Consider the following 22,580-nt stretch of genomic DNA (forward strand, 5'->3'; position numbering starts at 1 on the left):
TTGTTTAGAGCTTTATCGTAGTCCCTGCTAATTCAAACGCCTCATGAAGTGTCTCCACCGCTTGAACCATCTTTGCTTCTTCAACCACTGTTGATACTTTAATTTCAGATGTACTGACCATTTTGACTTGGATTTGATTTTTTGCCAGCACATCAAACATTTCTGCGGCCACACCTGGATTTGAAATCATCCCTGACCCAACAATGGACACCTTCGCCAATCCACTTTCTGCTTCAACCCCTTGATAATTTAACAATTGTTTATTATCTTCTAAAACTTTCATCGTATCGGTTAAATCTCCACTTTTAATTGAAAAAGAAACATTCGTTGTATGCTCTTGAGTCATACTCTGAATGATGATATCCACATTAATATGATTCTTCGCTAATGTTGTAAAAATCGTAGACAGCCCTGTTAAAGAATTTGGGAGCCCAAGTACCGACACTCTCGTAATCTCATTTTCAAATGCTACCCCACGAACGACTAAATTTTGTTCCATTGACACTTCCTCCTCAATCCTAGTTCCTTCTTCTCTCTGTATACTTGATCGTACTTCTAACGGGACTTGATAATTTTTGGCAAATTCTACTGCTCGTGGATGTAATACCCCCGCTCCTAAATTAGCGAGCTCTAGCATTTCATCATATGAAACAGATAATAACTTTCGAGCTTCTTTTACATAACGTGGATCTGTTGTATAGACACCTGTGACATCTGTATAAATATCACATTTGTCTGCTTTTAATGCCGCAGCTAGTGCAACAGCAGTAGTATCTGAACCACCTCTTCCTAATGTAGAAATAGCTCCTTCTTCTGTACTCCCTTGAAAGCCTGCAACTACAACGATTCTTCCTTCATTTAGCTGTTGCTGAATACGATCTGTCTCTATGTTTAAAATACGTGCATTCCCATGAATAGATTCCGTTTGAATTCCTGCTTGCCACCCTGTGAATGAAATGGCCTCATACCCTTTTTCAATCAATGCCATCGATAATAATGAAATCGTTACTTGTTCACCTGTTGTTAGTAGCATATCCATTTCCCGCTTACTCGGTTGTGCTGACATCTCTTTCGCTAACGCTACAAGTTCATCAGTTGTTTTCCCCATAGCTGAAACGACAACCACTACACCATTTCCATTGTTCTTCTCTTCAATCACTCGATCTGCCACATGTAAGATTCTTTCTACACTCCCAACAGATGTACCGCCAAACTTTTGTACAATTAACCCCATTGTTTTCCCCACCTTTTTCAATTGCTTTGAATCTCAAATACATCAATCTCTTGGTTAATTTGACCGCCATATGTATCTCTAATAAGTGACTCAAATCAAAGCTTACCCATTATCAGGTAAGCTATCTTCCTATTTGAGTCATAAAAAAAAGCAATGAGATCCAACTGCTATCTCATTGCTTAACTGTCATTACGTAAAATAGGTACGGATACGTAAAACAGTGAGATAGCTCTCCAAGACGGTCAGTCTTGACAATTCTACATTTATTCAATGCAGAACCAGCAAAAGAAGATAATGAGTCTTCTTTCACTTCGGCAATCTCCCCTTTCAAAGTATGTCTTCGAACCTCATTGTTCTCGATACTTCTACTTTTGAAGCTTGCACCTCTACCTTCACTTTAACACTCTAAAGTGATATTCATTTAAAAGTTGAACCAATTATAGCACAGCACAATAACCATGACAATGCTATTGTTGCAATTTTCTCATAAGCTCTTCAGCTGCTCTCATAGGGATTCCTAACCCTGTAAAATCAGTTAAGCTTGCTTCCTTCATTTTTTTAATTGAACCAAATGATTTTAATAACAGCTTCTTTCGTTTCTCTCCAATTCCTTCGATATCATCTAGAACAGATTGAAAGGCATTTTTTCCTCTAAGTTGACGATGGAATGTGATAGCAAAGCGATGCACTTCATCCTGAATTCGCTGTAATAAATAAAACTCTTGGCTATTCCTTCCGAGTGACACAATTTGTAGTGGATCGCCAAACAATAGTTGTGAAGTGCGATGCTTATCATCTTTGACAAGTCCTGAAATAGGAATATTTAACCCAAGCTCATTCTCAATCACATCTCTAACAGCTTCCACATGTCCCTTTCCACCATCGATAATGATTAAATCTGGAAGTGCTAACTCTTCCTTGAGCACTCTGGTATACCTTCTTCGAACAACCTCTCTCATCGATTCATAATCATCAGGTCCTTGAACAGATTTAATTTTATATTTTCGGTATTCCTTCTTATTTGCCTTACCATCAATAAATACAACCATAGCAGAAACTGGATTAGTTCCTTGGATATTAGAGTTATCAAAAGCTTCAATCCGATGGGGGGTGTATATTCCTAGTTGACTACCAAGCTGCTCCACTGCTTTAATTGTTCGGTCTTCGTCTCGCTCAATAAGTGAAAATTTTTCTTGAAGTGCCACTTTTGCATTTTTGTAAGCCAGCTTTACAAGCTCTTTTTTTTGTCCTCGCTGAGGCTTTAACACCTTCACTTGCAGCAGCTCTTCAGCTAAGTCTGTATCAATAGAATCTGGAGCCAAAATTTCTTTTGGCTTAAAATGATTCGCTTTTGTATAAAACTGTCCTAAAAACGTTAGAATTTCTTCTTCAGGTTCCTGATAGATGGGAAACATAGACACTTCTCGTTCAATTAGCTTACCTTGTCGAACAAAGAATACTTGGACACACATCCACCCTTTATCAACCGAATACCCAAAAACATCTCGATCAATGAAATCAGCCATATTCATTTTTTGCTTTTCCATCGTCGCTTCGATATGAGCAATTTGGTCTCTATATTCCTTCGCTCTTTCAAAGTCTAGCTGTTCTGCAGCTGACATCATTTTTCCCGTCAGATCGTTTTTGATTTCTTTATAGCCACCGTTTAAAAATCTGGTAATCTCGTCTGTAAGTTCTTTATATTGGGCATCAGAAACCTCTTGAATACAAGGAGCGAGACACTGTCCCAGATGATAATATAAACAAACTCGATCGGGCAGAGTTGAGCATTTTCGAAGGGGATATATACGATCAAGCAGTTTCTTCGTTTCATTTGCAGCTTGAACATTTGGGTATGGACCAAAATATTTCCCTTTATCCCTTTTTACTTTACGCGTAGTAATTAACCGAGGGTGACGTTCCGCTGTTAATTTAATAAAAGGATAGCTTTTGTCGTCCTTTAGCATGACATTATATTTAGGGTCATATTTCTTGATTAAATTCATCTCTAATATAAGAGCCTCAATATCTGATGAGGTCATGATATATTCAAAATCCTCAATTTCACTAACTAATCGTTGCGTTTTCCCATCATGTGATCCTGTGAAATAAGAACGTACACGATTCTTTAATATTTTCGCTTTTCCAACATAGATGACCGTACCTTGGCGATCCTTCATTAAATAACAGCCAGGCTGATCTGGCAGTAGTGTTAATTTATTTCGTATATTATCGTTCATTTCATTCCACCCATTCATATAAAACAATGTTTGAATAAATTGGGTCAAAAAGCGGGTTAGAAGAAAAGGTTTGGAGTTCTTTCACTTTTCCTTCAATTTTTATTCCCTGTTGTTTGAACCCTTCCAAAACATGATTGGTAATTAAAATTCTTTGATTTTTGTTCAGAAGAATGTCACTTAGAAACAGCTGATAATCAAAAACCCGTTTATGTTTTATTGGTACATTCAAATATGAAAGAGAGCGTGTTTCTTCCCAAGTAAATAAAACCCAATCCTTCTCTAAACTTGATACGTATTCTGCAAGCTGATAAACAGCAGGCTGCTCACTTGCCTGTAGCTTTTGTAGATGATAACCAATGAATGTATGACCAACAATCCAGACGATAACCATCAAGGAAATTACTCTGCTCTTTTTTTGCAATGCCTTTATAACTAGTAAAAAAATGACCCATAAGGCAATCGGCAGGATATGTCGTGGCTTATCGATATTCTGAGCAAAAAGTGCCCATATAAAATAACAACCTGTACAAACCACTAAAAATCGATAAAAGCTAAGTGATTCTAGCTTCTCAGAACTCTTCCAGCAAATAGAAGCAATTAAACCAAGAAAAGCTATCAATAGCCATATGCTTTCAGACAGAATCCCAACCCAAATGATATTGAAGAAGATAAGCTTTCCTATACGTAAAATAAACCCTTCTGCTTCTGCCGTTCCTCCCCAATCAGAAAAATGACCTTCAGAAAATCCAAATGCTATGCTCCATAATGTTGAAAAGCCCCCAACATTTACTGCAATAGCTCCAATCCACAAAAACTGCAATAGGGCTGCAAACAGAACAAGAATAAATAGCTGAATCCTCCGATATGGTTCATTTCGCTTCCAAATCCGATAAAGAAGATACAACAAACCTACACCATAGGAAATGTAGGATAGACGAATCCCAAGTAAGAAGCTAAAGAACACTAATGGTAGTATATCAAAAATTAACCTCTGCTTTTCTATTGCAAGATTAATGCTCCATAAATACCAGAAGACAATTGCTACAGCAGCACCCTCTGACATCGGCTGCAACCCTATAACAGCTGGGTAGCTCAGCGATTGAACAACGAAAACGGTCATTAAACTACTTAAGGGTGACAACCATTTTCTTGCAAGTAGGAAAATCGGAATACAACTTGATAAGATCAATAGCTGATTGAAGAAAGAAAGTGCCTTTGGTCCGTCATATAATCCTGCCCCTATCATTCTGCCACCAAGAATAAAGAATGGATAACCTGGGAAATGTGGCTGCATATTTAGCACATCAAAATCCCTAACTGCTAAAACAAAATCCACTTGATCCCAAGTGGCTGCAAAAGGATATAAGCTCGAAAAACGGCTATAAATGAGAAATATGGCTAGCATGATACTAAAGACAGGCACATATTTTCGAAAATTAAATGTGTTATTGTTCATAAAAAAGCCTCATGTTTTCATTCAATATGGTACGTATTTCTATTCTATCAATTCCGCTTCCCATGCAAAAGAAAAGACTCGCATTTTCGCGAGTCTTTTCTTTTATATTAATTATTTACAGGCGTTTTTTTTGAAAACGCTGGAAGTTTATCTTCTTTTTGTCTAAAGATCTTTCCGGACTGAATGAGTCTCATCCATATAAATACAAGAGCAAAATATCCGATATAGGCCAATATTTGTTCCATAGAAGGATTATGACTGTATCCGAACATTGCTGCCATAAACAAGCCAATTTGTCCACTGATCATCACATCATTGCCAGTATCACGTTGGTAGTGTGCTTCATCCTGATAATGTTCTGGCATAATATGAACAATGTTGTACACTTCTGCGGGCTTTCCTTCAGCAGTCGTGTATAACGATCCAAGCTTACCAAGATCCTGGAGAACTCCGATTCCTTGAACTAGTAATCCAGCAGCAATAAACATAATCAATATTCCCGTAACATTAAAGAAGGCTTTCAAGGAAATTTTCATTGTACCCGTAAAGAACAAGTATCCAATGACTAATGCCAGCAATAGCCCGCTAAGTGCTCCGAAGCTTTGAAACACCTTCGTTACATCTCCACTACTAATCGCTGCAAAGAAAAAGACTGTCTCAACACCTTCTCGTACAACTATTAAGTAAGAATGTAAAATCATAGCAGAAATGCTACCAGCTGTAATGGCTGCGTTAATTTTCTTTTGCATGTCTCCATTTATATCTTTAGATTGCTTCTTCATCCATAACACCATATGAGTAAGGAGAAAAACGGAAGCAAACATGATTCCTGTCTTTAAGTAAACCTCAGAACCAAATGAAGCAAAGCCGGTAAATATAACTTGGAATATAAGCGCTACGACAAAGCTCGTTGCAAGCGCTAATATAACTCCTACATATACCCATTTCTTATATTTATCTGCATTTAATCGAGTTAAATATGACAGGATTAAGCCGACGATTAAAATGGCTTCTAATGCCTCCCGTAATGTGATTAAAAATGCTTGAAAATCCATATACAGCATCCCCCTTAGCCGATGTCCTACCTATTGCTTATTTTTCTTTAGTTTGTTAATGACAATTAATAAGGCTAGCAGCGCAACTAAACCAATCGTAAACCATAACCAAAAGGTAGATGAACCGATTTCGTCACTGCCAAATCCAATCTCTAAATTCTCTTCTGTTAAGTGGCTTTCTTCGTCATCTATTTCTGAAGGAAGCGGAAAGAGAGGTTGTAGCTCATTAATTATGTAGTTTACATCTTCCGTAAACTTTTCCGGATCATTTTCTTGACTACCTATTCCGAACAAACCAGGATTTCCAAGTGCAACTAATGCATTGTCAAATGCAAGATAGATTTGGTCTACTGCTCCTTGGTCTTTCTTCTCCACCATGAGCGGTTCCAGGACGGTAAATGTCCCTCTTGCTTTTGCTAAGAGTAGCTTTGCTTGCCCGTAATCATCGAAGCTATCTTCTGCGAAATGGAGGCGACGTTCGATGTTTAATCGTAAGGCTGCCTCATAGCTTTGTAAGACTAATTCCTTGTTTTGATCTTTTAGTCCTCGTTCAATATCCGGTTTTACTTTTGTAAAATAAAGATCAAAATCTTTTTGGTATGTTTCATAAATTTTATTTGCACTTTCCCAATCTCCATCATTTAGATAGTTGGTCAGTTCTTTATATGCTTCAGCCATTGCTTCTTCGCCAGGATCACCATACGAATAAGCAAATGTATTTATTGGTAGTAAATTTAAGATGAATGTAATCGCTGTAAGAATTAAGATTAGTTTTTTCATATTCGACCTCCACATTGATAATGATAATAATTATCAATGTTGTTGTCAACGAGAAATCTGCTATTTTCGGTGGTTTGTCACTTTTAATGCTTATAGATTTTTTTTTTGGACATGGAGTGACTTAAGATTTCTTTTTTGGATACACATTACATAGTCAAATCAGAAGATTTTGGCAACTAACAATACACGGAGGAATTATGGATACTATCCTTTTTTCCACAGAAAAAGGACCGAGAACTTGCTGCTCTCAGTCCTTTTGGTCGACAATCTGAAAGGGATTCAACTACATCCACACCATTACGTATTTACTCTTTTCTCGATTTTAATAAATTCCTCTTGTTCAGGAACAGCTACTCTATTGACTGGTCTACTCATTTCTTTCCAAATTGCTGGTAAGACAGAGGTCATATACGCTCGAAATTTAATAAATGATTCACCTGTCGTTCGAACTCGATATTGAATAGGGATTTCCTTTACTCGAAACCCTTTTCGAACAAGATTTAGTGTCAAGACTTGAGCATAGTTATAATCATGAATAATTTCGCCATGTTGTAATGCTGGGCGGCTAAATGCACGCATGCCTGATTGGCCATCATAGATCCACTTTCTTAGGAGAATTGCCTGTAAAAGCGTAAAGCAATAATTTCCTAATCTCCGATGAAGCTTCATCCCTTTAATCGTCCCTAGAAAACGAGAACCCATTGTGTAATCGACTTCATTTCTTAAAATGGGCCAGACGATATCTGGAATTTGATCTGGTGGATATTCTCCATCTGCATCGATCATCACTCCTACATCTGCTCCAAGTTCATAACAGCTTTTCATCCCTTGACGGACTGCTGCCCCTAACCCTTGGTTTTCCCCCATTGAAACAATTAGATCAGCACCAGCAGCTTTTGAAACTTCAACGGTACGATCAGTTGATCCATCATCAATGACAATGACTTGTACTGCAATATCAGGATGAAAAGATCGAGGCACAGCTTGGATCACTTCACTAATGACCTCTTCCTCATTGTATGCTGGTAAAAAAACAACCACCTTTTTCTTATCCATGTTGATCACCTGCTTCTGTTAACGCTTCTGTTAGAACTAGTCCGCGGCTATGATCCGGATAAGGCGCACCCATTAAATAAGCGATTGTTGGTGCAAGTGAGACGAGACTGTGTTTCTCCTCAATCTTTTTTCCTTTTTGAATATGTGGACCAGTCATAAAGAATGGTACGTACCGTTCACCTTCATCTAAGTGCCCATGCCCACCGATCCCATCTGCTTGTCCATGATCCGCACAAACAATCAAAGTCGTATTTTCCATTTTTCCATCTCGAATAAGTTCTGATACAAACTCTTCTAAGAGAGTATCTGCTTCTTGGATTTTTTCAATATACTCCTCATATAAAACTCCACGGCTGTGACCTATTTGATCTGTCCCAATTAGCTGAACAACAAATAAATCTGGATCTTTCTCTTTCATAATTTGTTTCGCTTTATTAATTATATTCCGATCCGCTAGATCCTTATGCATTACAGCTGTAACCGTATCTACATCTTTTCCAAATGAATCTACTAAATGAGCGATCCCTAGCATTCTTCCGTTCTTCCCGACCTTTCTTAGAGAATCAAAGATACTTTCTACTCTTAATCCAAGTTTCCAAACCATATTGGATTTCATCCCATGTTCAAACGGATAAGTACCTGTGAACATCGATGAAAAACAGACGACCGTTCTAGCTGGATAGACCGTTTCCATATTCATATACTCGGTGCCTTCTTCTCTTAATCGATCTAAAAAAGGCGTATTCGCTTCATAGAAACGTTCTTTCCTCATACCATCAATTACCAAAACAATCACACGCTCACTTAAAGCATCGTTTCTAGGGTCAATGTTACTTGTGAAAGAATCATAAGGAACTGGCTTCCAGTCGAATAAAAAGTGATGAAGAATAAAGGTAAATAAAAAGATACATGCATAGAATATAAAATATTGGAACAATGAAAAGACTTCTTCCCCAACTAATGAAAGATAAATACCATTCCATACAGATAATAGCAAAATCACTTTAGGCAGCTGCTCCTGGGCATTTCCGCTCGTAGAATCACTATTCTTCAATACTAGTTTCCAAAAACGAGTAAAGTTCAGCCAAGACGTACCGATTCTCAAATGGTAGTATAGTGTTCCCCAAAAGAAGACGGTAAAGAAAAAATAAAGACCAACTCCCCATAGGAGTAAGGAAATACTTGGTGTTTCCCATATGAACAAATAGGCAACTACAGGTACCCATAAATAATTTCTTAAAAATAATGGAAAATCATAATGAAAATAGATAATAAACAAAGGCAAAGTCATTAAAAAACTGAGTAAAAACGGAACGAAATCTCCTGAAAGCAATCCTTCTATGTGAAAAACAACCATTGCACCGAAGACGAAAATAGGTGTGAATGGCTTTCCTTCATTTAATAAGTTCCAGCAGCGAGCAGCCGTTTTTTCAAATTTTGATGCGCTTTTCATTTTGTTTCACTCCTTTCAGTCGGACCCACCCTTTAAGTTTGTTAAGTCTTAATGGATAGAGAATATATACGATGATCCCTAATAAATACGCAAACATAAATTTAAAGCCGTGACTAAAGATGGCAATCATAAGTCCAGTTTCCGTAGAAATATCAAGGATACTTAAAGCATAGGTCATGATTGCTTCATAGGTTGTAAGCCCTCCAGGGGTAAATTGAAAGGATTGTCCTATAATCGTTATACTATTCGCCCAAATCCCTTCCAGAATCCCCATTTCTACCATCAGTATTTGAGCCATCCCTAATAAAACGGCACCTTCGAGAATCCAGCTTAATAGGACGAGGGATGCAATCATTAGTCCATTCCATCCTTTGACAGCATCGCATAAAAACTGGACATTTCTCTTAATGAAGCGAGGGGATTTCCATATTACTATTAAAAGAGTTATTACTCCTAGTATGCCTACTGTTAGAAAAGTACCTACTGGAATAGTCAGGTTCTTTCCAATCATAAACACACCTATGCTACTTAACAGCAATAAACTAGCAATATCAAGAAGACGTAACACAAAAACTGAGTGGAAGGACTTCTCCATATGGACCTGTTGCTCTCTAGTAGAAAGGACCATTGCTCGAACCACATCTCCTACCTTTATTGGAGCCAAATGATTGATCAAGAGGCTATAAAAAATTCCATATAAAGCAGTAGAAATTGAGATCTGTCCCTTGAAATATAGTTTCCACGCCCATGCTTTTAAATAGAACGACACAAAATAACCAACAAATATCAAACATAAAAGGATAGGATGATGGAGCATTTGTGCACCAGCTTGAACAAACCTCTCCCATTGGAATTCATTCCAAATAATATATAGAAATCCACTTACGAGTCCTATGCGAACACTCCAAAACAGAACAGGCTTAAGTCCATTCTTCATAGTTCTTTGCCCACTCAACTGTTCTAGAAATTCCTTCAGAAAAGGATACTCTTGGGTAATAGCCAAGTTCCCGCTCTGCGATAGATATATCTGCCCATGTGGCATATACATCTCCTGCCCGCCGACTCATTAACTCTACCTCTAAAGCTTTAAAGTGCTTTCGTAATTCACTTAAGAGTTCACTCATCGACTTCGGTTTGCCATTACCAATGTTAAAAATAAAATGCTTTGTTCGACTATGTACAGTCAAATCAATTCCCTCAATGATATCATCAATATACGTATAGTCTCTTGAATTTTCTATACCGAAGACAGGTAGCCTCTCTCCCTTTAAAAGTTTCCCAATAAAATGAGCAATTGCCATATCCGGCCTTCCCCAAGGACCATAAACGGTAAAAAAACGAAGAATTTTTATATCCATATCATATAGATTTCGATAAACATGGCAAAATGATTCGGCACTATATTTCGAAGCAGCGTATGGAGATAATACGTTACCATTTGCTTTTTCCTCCGAAACACCACCTGAACATCCTAGCTCTCCATAAACAGAAGATGAAGAAGCAAAAATCACCTTTTCCACATTAGCTTTCCTACTGCCCTCTAAAACGTGAATTGTAGCTTTTATATCATAATCTACATATTTAAGAGGTTGTTCAATAGAATAGGCTACTCCAGGTAATGCTGCTAAATGGACAACTACCTCCGGTTGAAGCTTAATAATTAACTTCTCTGTTTCTACTTGATCAAGTAAGTTCAAATGGTAGAAAGAAAAAGGACCGATTTTCGTTAATTCTTCTAAATGTTGTTTTTTACGTTTGGGGGAATAGTAAGGATGCAAGCAGTCAACAAGATGCACGTCGTGTCCTAACTGTATCCATTTCTTTGCTAAATGACTGCCGATAAAACCTGCTCCGCCAGTAATGACAACCTTCAAGTTGAAGCCCCCCATAAATTAAAATTGAAAAAAGAAAACAAGTTACATTTTACCACTCACCCTATAAGATGAAAAGCGACGGGTAACTTAGAGCATATAAGAAAAAGGCTAAACTGCAACAATGGCAGGTTTAGAAGATGTTTGGTCAATTGCCCTATGTGGTTCTACCTTTCATTTCACTAGCTACATCTATGTTTGAACATCCAACTATAAATAGAAAAGCCGCATTATCTGCGGCTTTTCTCACATATTAAAGTCCATTTACTACGGATAATACCGCATCACTGTGTTTTTTCGCTTCTTCTACATTCTCAGAAGAGACTGCTTCTAACCATGCTTCTGCAGTAGTAAATGTTTCGATCGCTTTTTCTTCTCCGACTGCCTCAATTAGCTTCAGTTCAATTGCTTTTAAGAACATATTTCCTTCCAATGCAGATATACGTGCATCTGTAACATTTCCTTCATCAAGAGAAGCAGGTGCTTTTTCATGATAGCTCTTAATCTTTCCTACTAGTGCTTGTACAAATAATGCATTCACTTCATCCACATTAATGTCAGCTGCTTTCGTTTGATCAAGAGAAAACAGTTCATTTAACTTAGTCGCTGCTGCTTCATCCCCACCTGAAAGAGAACCTTTAATCGCTTGTAGGAACCCGAATGCTTCTGCTTGCATTTGCTGAAGTTCTAGCTCAGTTTTCCCTTCTGCAACTCCTACAGCAATTTTCTCAGCATAAGAATTAGATGCTAAGTAGTAGCTACGGTAAATGCTTTTATCTGTTAATTGAATGTATACTTTAAAATCATCAAGGTTTCCTGCTTCAAGTGCTGTACCTTGGGCTTCAATACCGCTATTAATATTTTCAACTAAGCTCTTTTCACCAGTTAATTCATAATATTCATCACGTTTTGTTGCAGTTGGAATAAATACTTCATTTGCCATATATTTTATTTGCTCAAACGCAGCAGTTGCTTCTTCTTTATTGTCCGCCTCTAATGCAGCAATGACGTCCTTGTGAAGTGATTTCTGCTTTTGATATAGATAGGATTGAGTTGTTTTATCAATAAGCTGACGAGCGATATTTTGGTCGATTTCACCAGAAGTACCAGCTTCAATAGCTGCTTGAATCGTTTGATCAAACTCACCATCTAATTCATTTACAGCAGCTTGTAAAGAGCCTGAGTAAGTTTTCGATACAAGCTCCCAATCAACCTCTTTGTCTTCTTTCATCTTTTCAAGCTCTGCTTTCATATCTGCATATGCCTTTACTTGCTGAGCAGCAGCAGTTGCTTCAATATCAAATTCAACAACTTCTTCTTTCTTTTCTGCCTCTTCTGTTTGCTCTTTTGGTTCTTCTGTTTGATTTGTTTCGTTTGCTGAACACCCTACTAATACTGTTCCAGCTAGCATGAACCCAGCAAAAATTCTTCTTAAATCTCTCTTTTTCATAAGTAGTCAACCCCCATATGTATATAAGCTTTATATTTATGATAATGAAACTCATTCACAATAGTGATTATATTCGATAATGATTCTCACTGTCAATGATATTTTTTAGTTCATTTGGACGTAAAAAAATCCCGTTCCATTTGGAACAGGATTTTCTGAATATTATAGGTGAGAGTTTAAACGCTCAGCTAATGCTTCTTTAGGTTGGAATCCAACTACTTTATCAATCACTTCTCCATCTTTCATGATAAGAAGCGTAGGGATACTCATAATGCCGAATTTACCAGCTGTTTCTTGATTCTCATCCACATCAATTTTAACAATTTTTACTTTATCGCCCATTTCTGAATCAAGTTCTTCAAGAACAGGTGCAATCATTTTACAAGGTCCACACCATGGTGCCCAGAAGTCAGCAAGTACTAAACCCGAACCTGTTTCTGTTGTGAAATTTTGATCTGTTACATGTGAAATAGCCATTTTATAGCCTCCTAATTGATTTTCTTAAAATACTAACGTCAGTATATCATGGGGATATCTTATCATGCTAATAATATGTTTCGTCCGTAATATACCCTGTACCTATCCTTATATACACAGCTTTTTTATGTATTTTTTGAGCGTTGTTTTCCTTATCCTATTCTTCGAAGAAGTGGTCCCTCCAAGATCCATCTACGTACTTGCTTTCTACGAGGGAGGAAAGCAAGTAATAACTGCTTCACTCCTTTTCCTTAAGTAAAAAGGAAACGAGCGGGATATGAACCCGCTCGCATGTTATTATGCATTAACCTTTAATTTCTTGAATTCTTCCGTTAACATTGGTACTACTTCAAATAAGTCGCCAACAATTCCATAATCAGCTACTTTAAAAATGTTTGCCTCTGGGTCTTTATTAATAGCAACAATCACTTTTGAGTTAGACATCCCCGCTAAGTGCTGGATTGCTCCAGAGATCCCGCATGCAATATATAGGTCAGGGGTTACTACTTTACCCGTTTGACCAATTTGCAAGGAGTAGTCACAGTATTCAGCATCACAAGCTCCACGAGACGCACCTACTGCACCACCTAATACATCTGCAAGCTCTTTTAATGGTTGGAAGCCGTCTTCGCTCTTGACACCGCGTCCACCTGCAATAACAACTTTCGCTTCAGACAAGTCTACACCTTCACTCGCTTTACGAACAACTTCTTTAATTACTGCACGTAGATCCTTCACATCAACTGACAAGCTAGAGACTTCACCTGACCTAGAGTCATCCTTCGCTAAAGCTTCAATGTTATTTGGACGAACCGTTGCAAAAACTAGACCGTCCGTTACAATTTTCTTCTCAAATGCTTTACCAGAGTAGATTGGGCGAGTGAATACTAAATTTCCTCCAGCAACTTCAACAGTTGTTGCATCTGATATTAATCCTGATTGAAGCTTTCCAGCAAGTCGAGGTGATAAATCCTTCCCTAATGCTGTATGCCCCATAACTAATCCTTCAGGCTTCTCAGAATCAATAACTGCTAATAGAGCTTGAGAGTATCCATCAGATGTATATTGGGATAACTTATCATTCTCTACAACTACTACCCGATCTGCACCATATTGAATTAACTCTTGACCTAAAGCGCTTACAGCTTCACCAATAAGTACACCTACTACTTCGCCACCTTCAGCAACCGTCTTCGCAGCCCCAATTGCCTCGAACGATACATTACGTAATGCACCATCACGCACTTCACCTAAAACCAATACTTTTCTAGTCATTTCGCGTTACCTCCTACGTTATATTCTAAGAATCCCGTATTAGACCACTTTTGCTTCTGAATGAAGAAGATTTACTAGTTCTTTTACTTGATCAGCTAATTCACCTTCAAGAACTCTTCCAGCTTCTTTTTGAGGTGGTAAGAAGATTTCAATCGTTTTTGTCTTTGCTTCCACATCATCTTCTTCAAGATCCAAGTCATCTAATTCTAGCTCTTCAAGAGGTTTTTTCTTCGCTTTCATAATTCCTGGTAAAGAAGGATATCGTGGTTCATTTAAGCCTTGTTGAGCCGTTACTAATAATGGTAATGTTGTTTCAATTACCTCTGAATCTCCCTCTACATCACGTACAACAGTTGCGCTCGTTCCGTCAATATCAAGCTTCGTAATTGTCGTTACATAAGGAATTTCTAATAGTTCTGCTACGCGTGGACCTACTTGACCAGAACCACCATCAATTGCAACATTACCAGCGATAATTAAATCTGCTTTTTTATCTTTTAAGTACTCAGCAATAATTTTTGCAGTTGTAAATTGATCACCATAATCAAGGTCATCTTCTGTATTGATTAATACTGCTTTATCAGCACCCATTGCTAACGCTGTGCGTAATTGCTTCTCTGATTCTTCACCACCCACTGACAGGACTGTTACTTCACCGCCATGTTCATCACGAACTTGAATCGCCTCTTCAACGGCATATTCATCGTATGGGTTAATGATAAATTCAGCCCCATCTTCATTAATTGCTCCACCTGAAATCGTAATCTTCTCTTCCGTATCGAAAGTTCTTTTCAATAATACATAGATGTTCATGATTTCCCTCCTAAGTATTCAAACATTTCTTCAGTTCGAAAGATTGAAAAAATTTAGTTTATAGAAAACCCTTCTTCTGAGTAAACAGTTAAAAGGTGATCTTCTTAATTAATTTCCCTTAAAACTAGGCTCACGTTTTTCAATAAAAGCTGTGATTCCTTCTTTTCCATCTTCGGAAACGAAAACTTCACCGAATAATTCAGCTTCCTTTTTTACACCTTGATGAAATTCTGCTGTTTTTGAATAGTTTAATAGTTCAATAGTTGCTTTAACAGAAACAGGACTCTTTTTCGCTATTTTTTTTGCCATGCTATAGGCCTGTTCTAGTAGTTCTTCATCAGAGTATGCTCGATTAGCTAGTCCATATTGAACTGCTTCAGCCCCTGTAATTGGATCACTTGTGAAAAGCATCTCAGCTGCACGTGCAAAACCAACAAATCGTGGCAATCTTTGCGTGCCGGCAAATCCAGGTACTAAGCCCAGTTGCAGTTCTGGTAAACCTAATTTCGCCTTTTCTGTAACAAGTCGAATATGACAAGCCATAGCAAGCTCTAAGCCTCCACCAAGCGCTGCTCCATGAATGGCTGCAATGATTGGCTTGGAGAAATTCTCCATTCGCTCAAACAACTCTTGCCCATAGCTAGCAAGCTTTGAGAATTCCGTGCCACTTTCAATCGTGGTAAATTCCTTAATATCTGCACCTGCAGAAAAAAAGCGTCCTTCACCATGGATTAATATGACACGAATGTCAGCATGATGCTCGACTTCGTCTAGAACTGCTGATATTTCTTTTAGTAGTCCTGAAGAAAGAGCGTTCGCTGGTGGACGGTTTATTTTGATTGTAGCAATCCTATCCTGAAAGGACCATGATAAATGTTCCATTTCATTCCCTCCTCGCTTTCGGTAGAGTCGATTTTTCAAACATTATCCCTTACACCCATTAATAAGAAGCTTGCTTACAGGATTCGCTAATGCAGGCAAATCATATTTTTGTTCATTCATTACCCAGGTCGTAACCGTTTCATCCATTGTTCCAAATATCATTTGCCTAGCTAGCCGAACATCTAGCATCGAAGAAAAATCACCGCTATCTTTTCCTTCTACTAGGATTTGATCGACTACCTTTAAATACCTTCTTAGCACATCGTTTATTTTTAAGCGAAGCTCTTTATTTGATTGGCGCAGCTCTAGCTGAGTTACAATCGCTAAGTGATGATCTTCAGATAGCATTTGAAAATGCATTTCTACCATCTTAAATAACTTCTCCGCAGCTGTAGATTTTCCTGCAATATTTTCTTCAATTTTTTCAACAAAATAACCCATCTTTTCTTGAAAGAGAGAAATGAGGATGTCTTCTTTGTTTTTAAAATATAGGTAAATAGTTCCATCTGCAACGCCAGCTTGTCTAGCAATCTTCGAAACCTGTGCTTGATGATAACCATTTTCAGCAATTACAATAACGGCTGCATCAATAATTTGCCGATACTTAGGTTTATTCTTTCTCATTTATCTTTTAACCTCCTTTCAAGAAAAGCCTTGCTAATTTATATTCTAATATACTTTTAAACCTAGACTGTTGTTATACTTTTCTAAATTATTTCTTAAGCATGTTCAAAACATTCTATTACTATTGTTGATTCTAACTATCCTCTTTTAGATAGTTGATAAAATGAATGAATCATCATTCATATTTTTATAATAGTCCCACAATCTAATTCTGTCAAGATTTCAAATAGTTTCTTTCATGTAGCATAGAAATTATATTTGTGTATAGTGCTACATTCAAGCAATGAAGCTTGTCGTCAAAAATAAAAAGCCGAGAGAGTCGGCTCTAAAATTTACGCGTGTTTTTCATCTTCTTCCAGGAGCTTTTTCTTCTCTTCATCTACTAAAGCTCTTCGTAAGATTTTTCCAACGGCTGTTTTAGGAAGCTCTTCTCTAAATTCATAAATTCTAGGTACCTTATATGCAGCTAAATGCTTTCGTACATAGCTGTTTAACTCTTCTTCTGTAACCCTTGCCCCTTCTTTTAGCACTACGTATGCCTTTACGGTTTCTCCTCGATATGGATCAGGGATTCCGGCTGCTACTGCCTCCTGCACATCTGGATGCTCGTATAATACTTCTTCTATTTCCCGAGGATAAATATTAAACCCGCCTGCTATAATCATATCTTTCTTTCTATCAACTACATAAAAATAGCCATTATCGTCCATATATCCAAGATCTCCCGTTAATAACCAATCATTTCTAAGGGTTTGTTCGGTATCCTCAGGACGATTCCAATACCCTTTCATTACTTGTGGGCCCTTAATGGCAAGCTCCCCTACTTCTCCTGAAGGTAGAACCTCTCCAGTTTCTAATGAAAAAATAGCGGCATCTGTATTTGGCCATGGAACTCCAATACTGCCTTTAACTCTTTCTCGATCCCAAAGGAAGTTTGCATGTGTAACAGGAGATGTTTCCGTTAGTCCATAACCTTCAACTAGCTTTCCACCTGTTACCTCCTCAAATTTCTGTTGAACTTCAACTGGAAGTGGTGCAGAACCACTTATACACGAATCAATTGAGGATAAGTCGTATTTTTTCAAATCAGGGTGGTTTAGAAGACCAATATAGATGGTCGGTGCACCTGGAAATAGAGTAGGACGTTGTTTTTGAATCGTTTTCAAAGTTGTTTCAGCATCAAATTTTGGTAGTAGCACCATTTTATACCCTTGCATTACGGATAATATCATAACAGTCGTCATCCCGTACACATGGAAAAATGGAAGCAATCCTAAAACTACCTCTTCTCCTCGTTTGCACTTATAAAGCCAAGCCTGGCACATCGATGCATTTGCGACAAGATTTTTATGTGAAAGCATCACACCCTTTGGAAATCCAGTCGTTCCACCTGTGTACTGAAGGAGAGCAAGGTCTTCTTCATAATCAAATGTATGCATTGTTAAAGGTCGTTGTGGCTGCTTTAATATTTCTGATAATAGATGCTGATTACCTTCATGCTTAACTTTAACAACTATTCCATGTTGTTTTTTCTGAATAAAAGGGTACACCATGTTTTTTGGAAATGGCAAAAAGTCCTTGATAGCGGTTACAATAATATGTTTAAGTTCTGTTTGACTCTTTACCTTTGAAACGCGTGGGAAAAGCAAATCTAAAGTTATGATCGCTTTAGCTCCAGAATCCTTCATTTGATATTCTAGTTCACGTTCCATATATAGTGGATTGGTTTGAACAACAACACCGCCTGCCATTAAGATCCCAAAGTAGCTAATCACCGATTGGGGACTATTCGGTAGCATAATCGCTACTCTGTCCCCTTTTTCAATCCCAATGTCCTGCAAATACCCAGCTACCTTTACGGAAGCATCCAATAGTTCTTTGTACGAAATCTCTTTCCCCATAAAATGAATGGCTATTTTATTCGGAAATTCCTCAGCTGCATTGGTCAAGTACTGCTGCAGGGGCTCTTCCTTGTAGTTTAAAATACCCGGAATTTCACTTGGATAATGCTGTAACCATGGTTTTTGCTCCACCATAAAAAAATCCCTCCCATCGTCATAAAAGAATTTTCAGAAGATTATAATTGTTCTTTTTTATTATAGTATAATGTACTTAGCATGACAATTAGAATTCTTTGGGGAAGAAAAAGATGAATTTTTCTCATTCAAATAGGCCTTCGTAGCTTTTACCCTAAAGTTTTCAATACCAAACTGAATTATTACAGCGGAAGGTGCTTGACTCCTGGGGGATTTGCGTTTCAGCCAAGACCCCACAGGACGAAGGACGAGGAGGCTTGGCGAACGCCCCCCCGGAAAGCAAGCGCCTGCAGCGGAAATCCCCCTTACTCCACCAGTCCTTAACTTAGATTAAAAGATGACAGAACTGGTATTTTAGCTTTGCATAAAAAGGAATTGGATTGAACGTTTTTTCGGAATTCAAACTAGGTGATTGGAGCGGAAGGTGCTTGACTCCTGGGGGATTTGCGTTTCAGCCAAGACCCCACAGGACGAAGGACGAGGAGGCTTGGCGAACGCCCCCCGGAAAGCAAGCGCCTGCAGCGGAAATCCCCCTTACTCCACCAGTCCTTAACTTAGATTAAAAGATGACAGAACTGGTATTTTAGCTTTGCATAAAAAGGAATTGGATTGAACGTTTTTTCGGAATTCAAACTAGGTGATTGGAGCGGAAGGTGCTTGACTCCTGGGGGATTTGCGTTTCAGCCAAGACCCCACAGGACGAAGGACGAGGAGGCTTGGCGAACGCCCCCCGGAAAGCAAGCGCCTGCAGCGGAAATCACCCTTACTCCACCAGTCCAATAAAAAAAGGACCAAGAATAAAATCCCTGATCCTTTATATCTACCAGTTAAATATTATGGTTCTTTATTTTAAGCAAAAAACACTAAATAAATAAAACCAACAGCTATGAATACACCACATAACCCAATTAATATCTTCGCTAACTTCTCCAACTGTACTCGCTCCCTTATGAAATACCTGCACCTATAACAAAAGACAACCCAATCGAAATAATCATTGAAATAAACCCAACCGCTCGATTGTCTTGTTCAATTTCGTCGTCAATCTTAAATTTTGGAGTTAGAAATTCAAAAATAAAATAACCAACTAATAATAAAAAGAAACCAAAAATCCCCCAGCCAATCATAGTAAACAAGGTATCATGCTGCATGATGGAATGCCTAAAAATATTCGCTATTCCGAAGATTTTTCCGCCTGTTGCCATTGCCACTGCTAGATTGCCCTTCTTAATTTCCTCCCAGTTCCGATATTTAGTGACTAACTCAAATATCGCTAGAAAAACAATCATACATAAAATTACGACGCTGCAGTAGGCAGCCGTATGTACATATTCATTTTCCCAAAAATGGCTCATCTATGATTCCCCTCGCCCTTTTATTTCTAGCTCTATTACATGTCCTTCAAGCTCCCCAATGGAATCGAGTATCTTCACTACTTTTAAGCTAGTTTAACCACAACAAAAAGTCTTATAAAGACCTACTAATCTATCCTGTTGAATAAATTACTATTTTAACTCAACAACTGTAATACCTGTTCCGCCTTCTCCAGCATCCCCAAACCGAAAGTTTTTGACGGAACGATGATTTTTCAAATATTCCTGTACTCCTTGTCTCAATGCCCCAGTACCTTTTCCATGAATAATAGAAACTCTCGGATATCCAGCAAGAAGTGCATCATCTATATATTTCTCAACCCTAGATAACGCATCTTCAAAGCGTTCGCCTCTTAAGTCTAGCTCTAATTTCACATGAAAATCCTTGCCTTTAACAGTTGCAACTGGTTTTGTTTCCACGGCCTTTGGACTTTTAATAAATTCCATATCCTCTTCAGACACCTTCATTTTGAGAATTCCAATTTGAACGTGCCATTCTTTATCAGCTGACTTTTTGATTAAACTTCCTACTTGACCAAAAGTGAGAACCTTAACTTCATCACCCGGTTGGAACGAATGCTTTTGCGTATTTTGAACATTTTTTTTCTTCTTTTTACTAAGTATTGGTGTCGCATCCTCGAGTCTTTTTCTTGCGTCAATTAGCTCATGCTCTTTTACTTCAGCCTGTTTCTCAATTCGCAGCTTTCGAAGCTCTTTAATGATTTGCTCCGCTTCCTTCTTAGCAGACTCGATAATATCAGATGCCTTTTCTTTTGCTTTCTCCTCTAATTCATCCTTTTGCTCATAATATTCCATAACTTGCTTTTGAAGATCCTTATGAAGCTTCTCTGCTTGTTTTAGAAGCTCATTTGCTTCGTCCCGTTCTACTTCTGCTTGCCTTTTACTTTCTTCTAATGAAGCTATCATATTTTCCACTTGGTTGCTATCTGCACTCACATGTGTACGTGCCGTATCAATCACAGCTTCCTTTAAGCCAAGTCTTTTAGAAATCTCAAATGCATTACTTCGCCCTGGAACACCCATTAACAAACGATAAGTTGGACTAAGTGTCTCCACATCAAATTCAACGCTTGCATTCATGACGCCTTCCCTATTATACCCGTACGCTTTAAGCTCTGGATAATGAGTAGTGGCAATTACTCGTGCACCACATTTATATACTTCATCTAAGATGGAAATCGCAAGTGCAGCCCCTTCTCCCGGGTCTGTACCTGCTCCAAGCTCATCAAATAAGACAAGGCTATCATAGGATACATGATTTAAGATATCGACTATATTGACCATATGGGATGAAAAAGTACTTAAACTCTGCTCAATTGATTGTTCATCACCGATGTCCGCAAATACTGAACCAAACACAGCCATCTCAGACCCATCTAGAGCTGGAATTTGCAATCCCGATTGAGCCATTAACGTGCAAAGCCCTACCGTTTTTAATGTAACTGTTTTTCCCCCTGTATTTGGACCAGTAATAACTATAGTTGAGTAATTCTTCCCTAACATAATATCATTCGGCACGACCTCGTCAGCGGAAATCAGGGGGTGACGTGCTTTAAATAAAGAAATTCTGCCTTCGTCATTCATTTTCGGCTTCGTTGCCTTAATTTTTTTTCCGTAGCGTGCTTTGGCAAACATAAAATCAAGGTCAGACAGCACTTTAACGATTACATCTAATTCTGCATGATACTCTCCAACTTGGGCTGACAATTCGATTAATATTCGTTCAATTTCCTGCTGCTCTTTTACTCGTATCCCTTGTAGTTCATTATTTAGTTGGACGATCGTTTGCGGCTCGATAAAAAGAGTTTGGCCCGATGAACTCTGATCATGGATAATCCCCCCGTAATGACCGCGGTATTCTTGCTTCACAGGAATAACAAATCGATCATTTCGGATGGTAATAATGGCGTCAGACAGCATTTTCTGAGCATTGGACGAGCGAATCATACTTTCTAGTTTTTCTCTAACACGAGATTCTCTTGTTCTTAATTGATTACGAAGTGTTCTTAGAGCATCACTTGCACTGTCTAGCACCTCTCCATTCTCATCAATAGCCATTCGGATGGCTTCATGCAACTCAACCAAAGGAATCATTTCTAATGAGAGCTGAGCAAGAATGGGAATTTCAATTTCTTCCTCTGTTAAATCCTCGATAAATCTTCTCATTTGTCTACTCGCATGAATTGTACTTCCAACCTGTGTGAGCTCTTGAGGACTGAGCATACCACCGATTACCGCTCGCTTGATATGGGGGCGAATATCAAAGATGCCCGATAACGGGACATTTCCCTTTAATCTTAGGACTTTTACTGCTTCATCTGTTTCTTCCTGAGCTTTCATGACTTCTTCTAGATTGGTTAACGGCTTTAAGCTAATGGCTTTTTCCTTACCTAAGCTAGATGAAACATGCTCTAATAGATGCTCTTTTATTTTCGTAAACTCTAATACCTTTAATACTCGTTCCTGCATGGAGTAATTCCTCCT

The 22,580-nt window shown here is 38.2% G+C and carries 18 protein-coding genes and 1 riboswitch; all 18 genes read right to left on the reverse strand.

Annotation, left to right across the window (positions count from 1 at the left end):
- Positions 1-4: 4 nt before the first annotated feature.
- Entirely contained in the window at positions 5-1,234 is a 1,230-nt protein-coding gene (locus LS684_RS15765) for an aspartate kinase (RefSeq protein ID WP_233807329.1), read from the reverse strand.
- Between the two features lie 218 nt (positions 1,235-1,452).
- A riboswitch (Lysine riboswitch) is annotated at positions 1,453-1,631 on the reverse strand.
- A gap of 70 nt (positions 1,632-1,701) precedes the next feature.
- Positions 1,702-3,474 carry an excinuclease ABC subunit UvrC gene (gene uvrC / locus LS684_RS15775; RefSeq protein WP_233807331.1) on the reverse strand — a complete coding sequence of 591 codons (1,773 nt, stop codon included), beginning with the start codon at positions 3,472-3,474 and terminating at the stop codon, positions 1,702-1,704.
- Between the two features lies 1 nt (position 3,475).
- Positions 3,476-4,930, reverse strand: a complete 1,455-nt coding sequence (locus tag LS684_RS15780) for a nucleoporin-interacting protein (protein WP_233807333.1) — start codon at positions 4,928-4,930, stop codon at positions 3,476-3,478.
- 107 nt (positions 4,931-5,037) lie between these two features.
- Positions 5,038-5,985, reverse strand: a complete 948-nt coding sequence (locus LS684_RS15785; protein ID WP_233807335.1) for an FTR1 family iron permease — start codon at positions 5,983-5,985, stop codon at positions 5,038-5,040.
- Positions 5,986-6,015: 30 nt separating this feature from the next.
- Entirely contained in the window at positions 6,016-6,765 is a 750-nt protein-coding gene (locus tag LS684_RS15790) for a hypothetical protein (RefSeq protein WP_233807337.1), read from the reverse strand.
- A 297-nt stretch (positions 6,766-7,062) separates the two neighbouring features.
- Positions 7,063-7,821, reverse strand: a complete 759-nt coding sequence (locus LS684_RS15795; RefSeq protein ID WP_233807339.1) for a glycosyltransferase family 2 protein — start codon at positions 7,819-7,821, stop codon at positions 7,063-7,065.
- Positions 7,814-9,274 carry an alkaline phosphatase family protein gene (locus LS684_RS15800; protein WP_233807341.1) on the reverse strand — a complete coding sequence of 487 codons (1,461 nt, stop codon included), beginning with the start codon at positions 9,272-9,274 and terminating at the stop codon, positions 7,814-7,816. The genes LS684_RS15795 and LS684_RS15800 overlap by 8 nt, the downstream gene beginning before the upstream one ends.
- The gene (locus tag LS684_RS15805) at positions 9,252-10,211 is read right to left on the reverse strand and encodes a lysylphosphatidylglycerol synthase transmembrane domain-containing protein (protein ID WP_233807343.1); all 960 of its coding nucleotides are present in this window, start codon (positions 10,209-10,211) and stop codon (positions 9,252-9,254) included. The genes LS684_RS15800 and LS684_RS15805 overlap by 23 nt, the downstream gene beginning before the upstream one ends.
- The gene (locus LS684_RS15810; protein WP_233807345.1) at positions 10,195-11,148 is read right to left on the reverse strand and encodes an NAD-dependent epimerase/dehydratase family protein; all 954 of its coding nucleotides are present in this window, start codon (positions 11,146-11,148) and stop codon (positions 10,195-10,197) included. The genes LS684_RS15805 and LS684_RS15810 overlap by 17 nt, the downstream gene beginning before the upstream one ends.
- A gap of 250 nt (positions 11,149-11,398) precedes the next feature.
- Positions 11,399-12,595, reverse strand: a complete 1,197-nt coding sequence (locus LS684_RS15815) for a hypothetical protein (protein WP_233807347.1) — start codon at positions 12,593-12,595, stop codon at positions 11,399-11,401.
- 162 nt (positions 12,596-12,757) lie between these two features.
- Positions 12,758-13,072, reverse strand: a complete 315-nt coding sequence (gene trxA, locus LS684_RS15820) for a thioredoxin (protein WP_233807349.1) — start codon at positions 13,070-13,072, stop codon at positions 12,758-12,760.
- 297 nt (positions 13,073-13,369) lie between these two features.
- Positions 13,370-14,347, reverse strand: a complete 978-nt coding sequence (locus tag LS684_RS15825) for an electron transfer flavoprotein subunit alpha/FixB family protein (RefSeq protein ID WP_233807350.1) — start codon at positions 14,345-14,347, stop codon at positions 13,370-13,372.
- Between the two features lie 39 nt (positions 14,348-14,386).
- Positions 14,387-15,160 carry an electron transfer flavoprotein subunit beta/FixA family protein gene (locus LS684_RS15830; RefSeq protein ID WP_233807351.1) on the reverse strand — a complete coding sequence of 258 codons (774 nt, stop codon included), beginning with the start codon at positions 15,158-15,160 and terminating at the stop codon, positions 14,387-14,389.
- A 108-nt stretch (positions 15,161-15,268) separates the two neighbouring features.
- Positions 15,269-16,042 carry an enoyl-CoA hydratase gene (locus LS684_RS15835; RefSeq protein ID WP_233807352.1) on the reverse strand — a complete coding sequence of 258 codons (774 nt, stop codon included), beginning with the start codon at positions 16,040-16,042 and terminating at the stop codon, positions 15,269-15,271.
- 42 nt (positions 16,043-16,084) lie between these two features.
- Positions 16,085-16,666 carry a fatty acid metabolism transcriptional regulator FadR gene (gene fadR, locus LS684_RS15840; protein ID WP_233807353.1) on the reverse strand — a complete coding sequence of 194 codons (582 nt, stop codon included), beginning with the start codon at positions 16,664-16,666 and terminating at the stop codon, positions 16,085-16,087.
- Positions 16,667-16,998: 332 nt separating this feature from the next.
- Positions 16,999-18,702: a long-chain-fatty-acid--CoA ligase gene (locus LS684_RS15845; protein WP_233807354.1), complete on the reverse strand. Its 1,704-nt coding sequence runs from the start codon at positions 18,700-18,702 to the stop codon at positions 16,999-17,001.
- Positions 18,703-19,649: 947 nt separating this feature from the next.
- The gene (locus tag LS684_RS15850) at positions 19,650-20,057 is read right to left on the reverse strand and encodes a DUF350 domain-containing protein (protein WP_233807356.1); all 408 of its coding nucleotides are present in this window, start codon (positions 20,055-20,057) and stop codon (positions 19,650-19,652) included.
- Positions 20,058-20,207: 150 nt separating this feature from the next.
- Entirely contained in the window at positions 20,208-22,565 is a 2,358-nt protein-coding gene (locus tag LS684_RS15855; RefSeq protein ID WP_233807358.1) for an endonuclease MutS2, read from the reverse strand.
- Between the last annotated feature and the right edge of the window lie 15 nt (positions 22,566-22,580).

It is taken from the genome of Cytobacillus spongiae, from assembly GCF_021390075.1.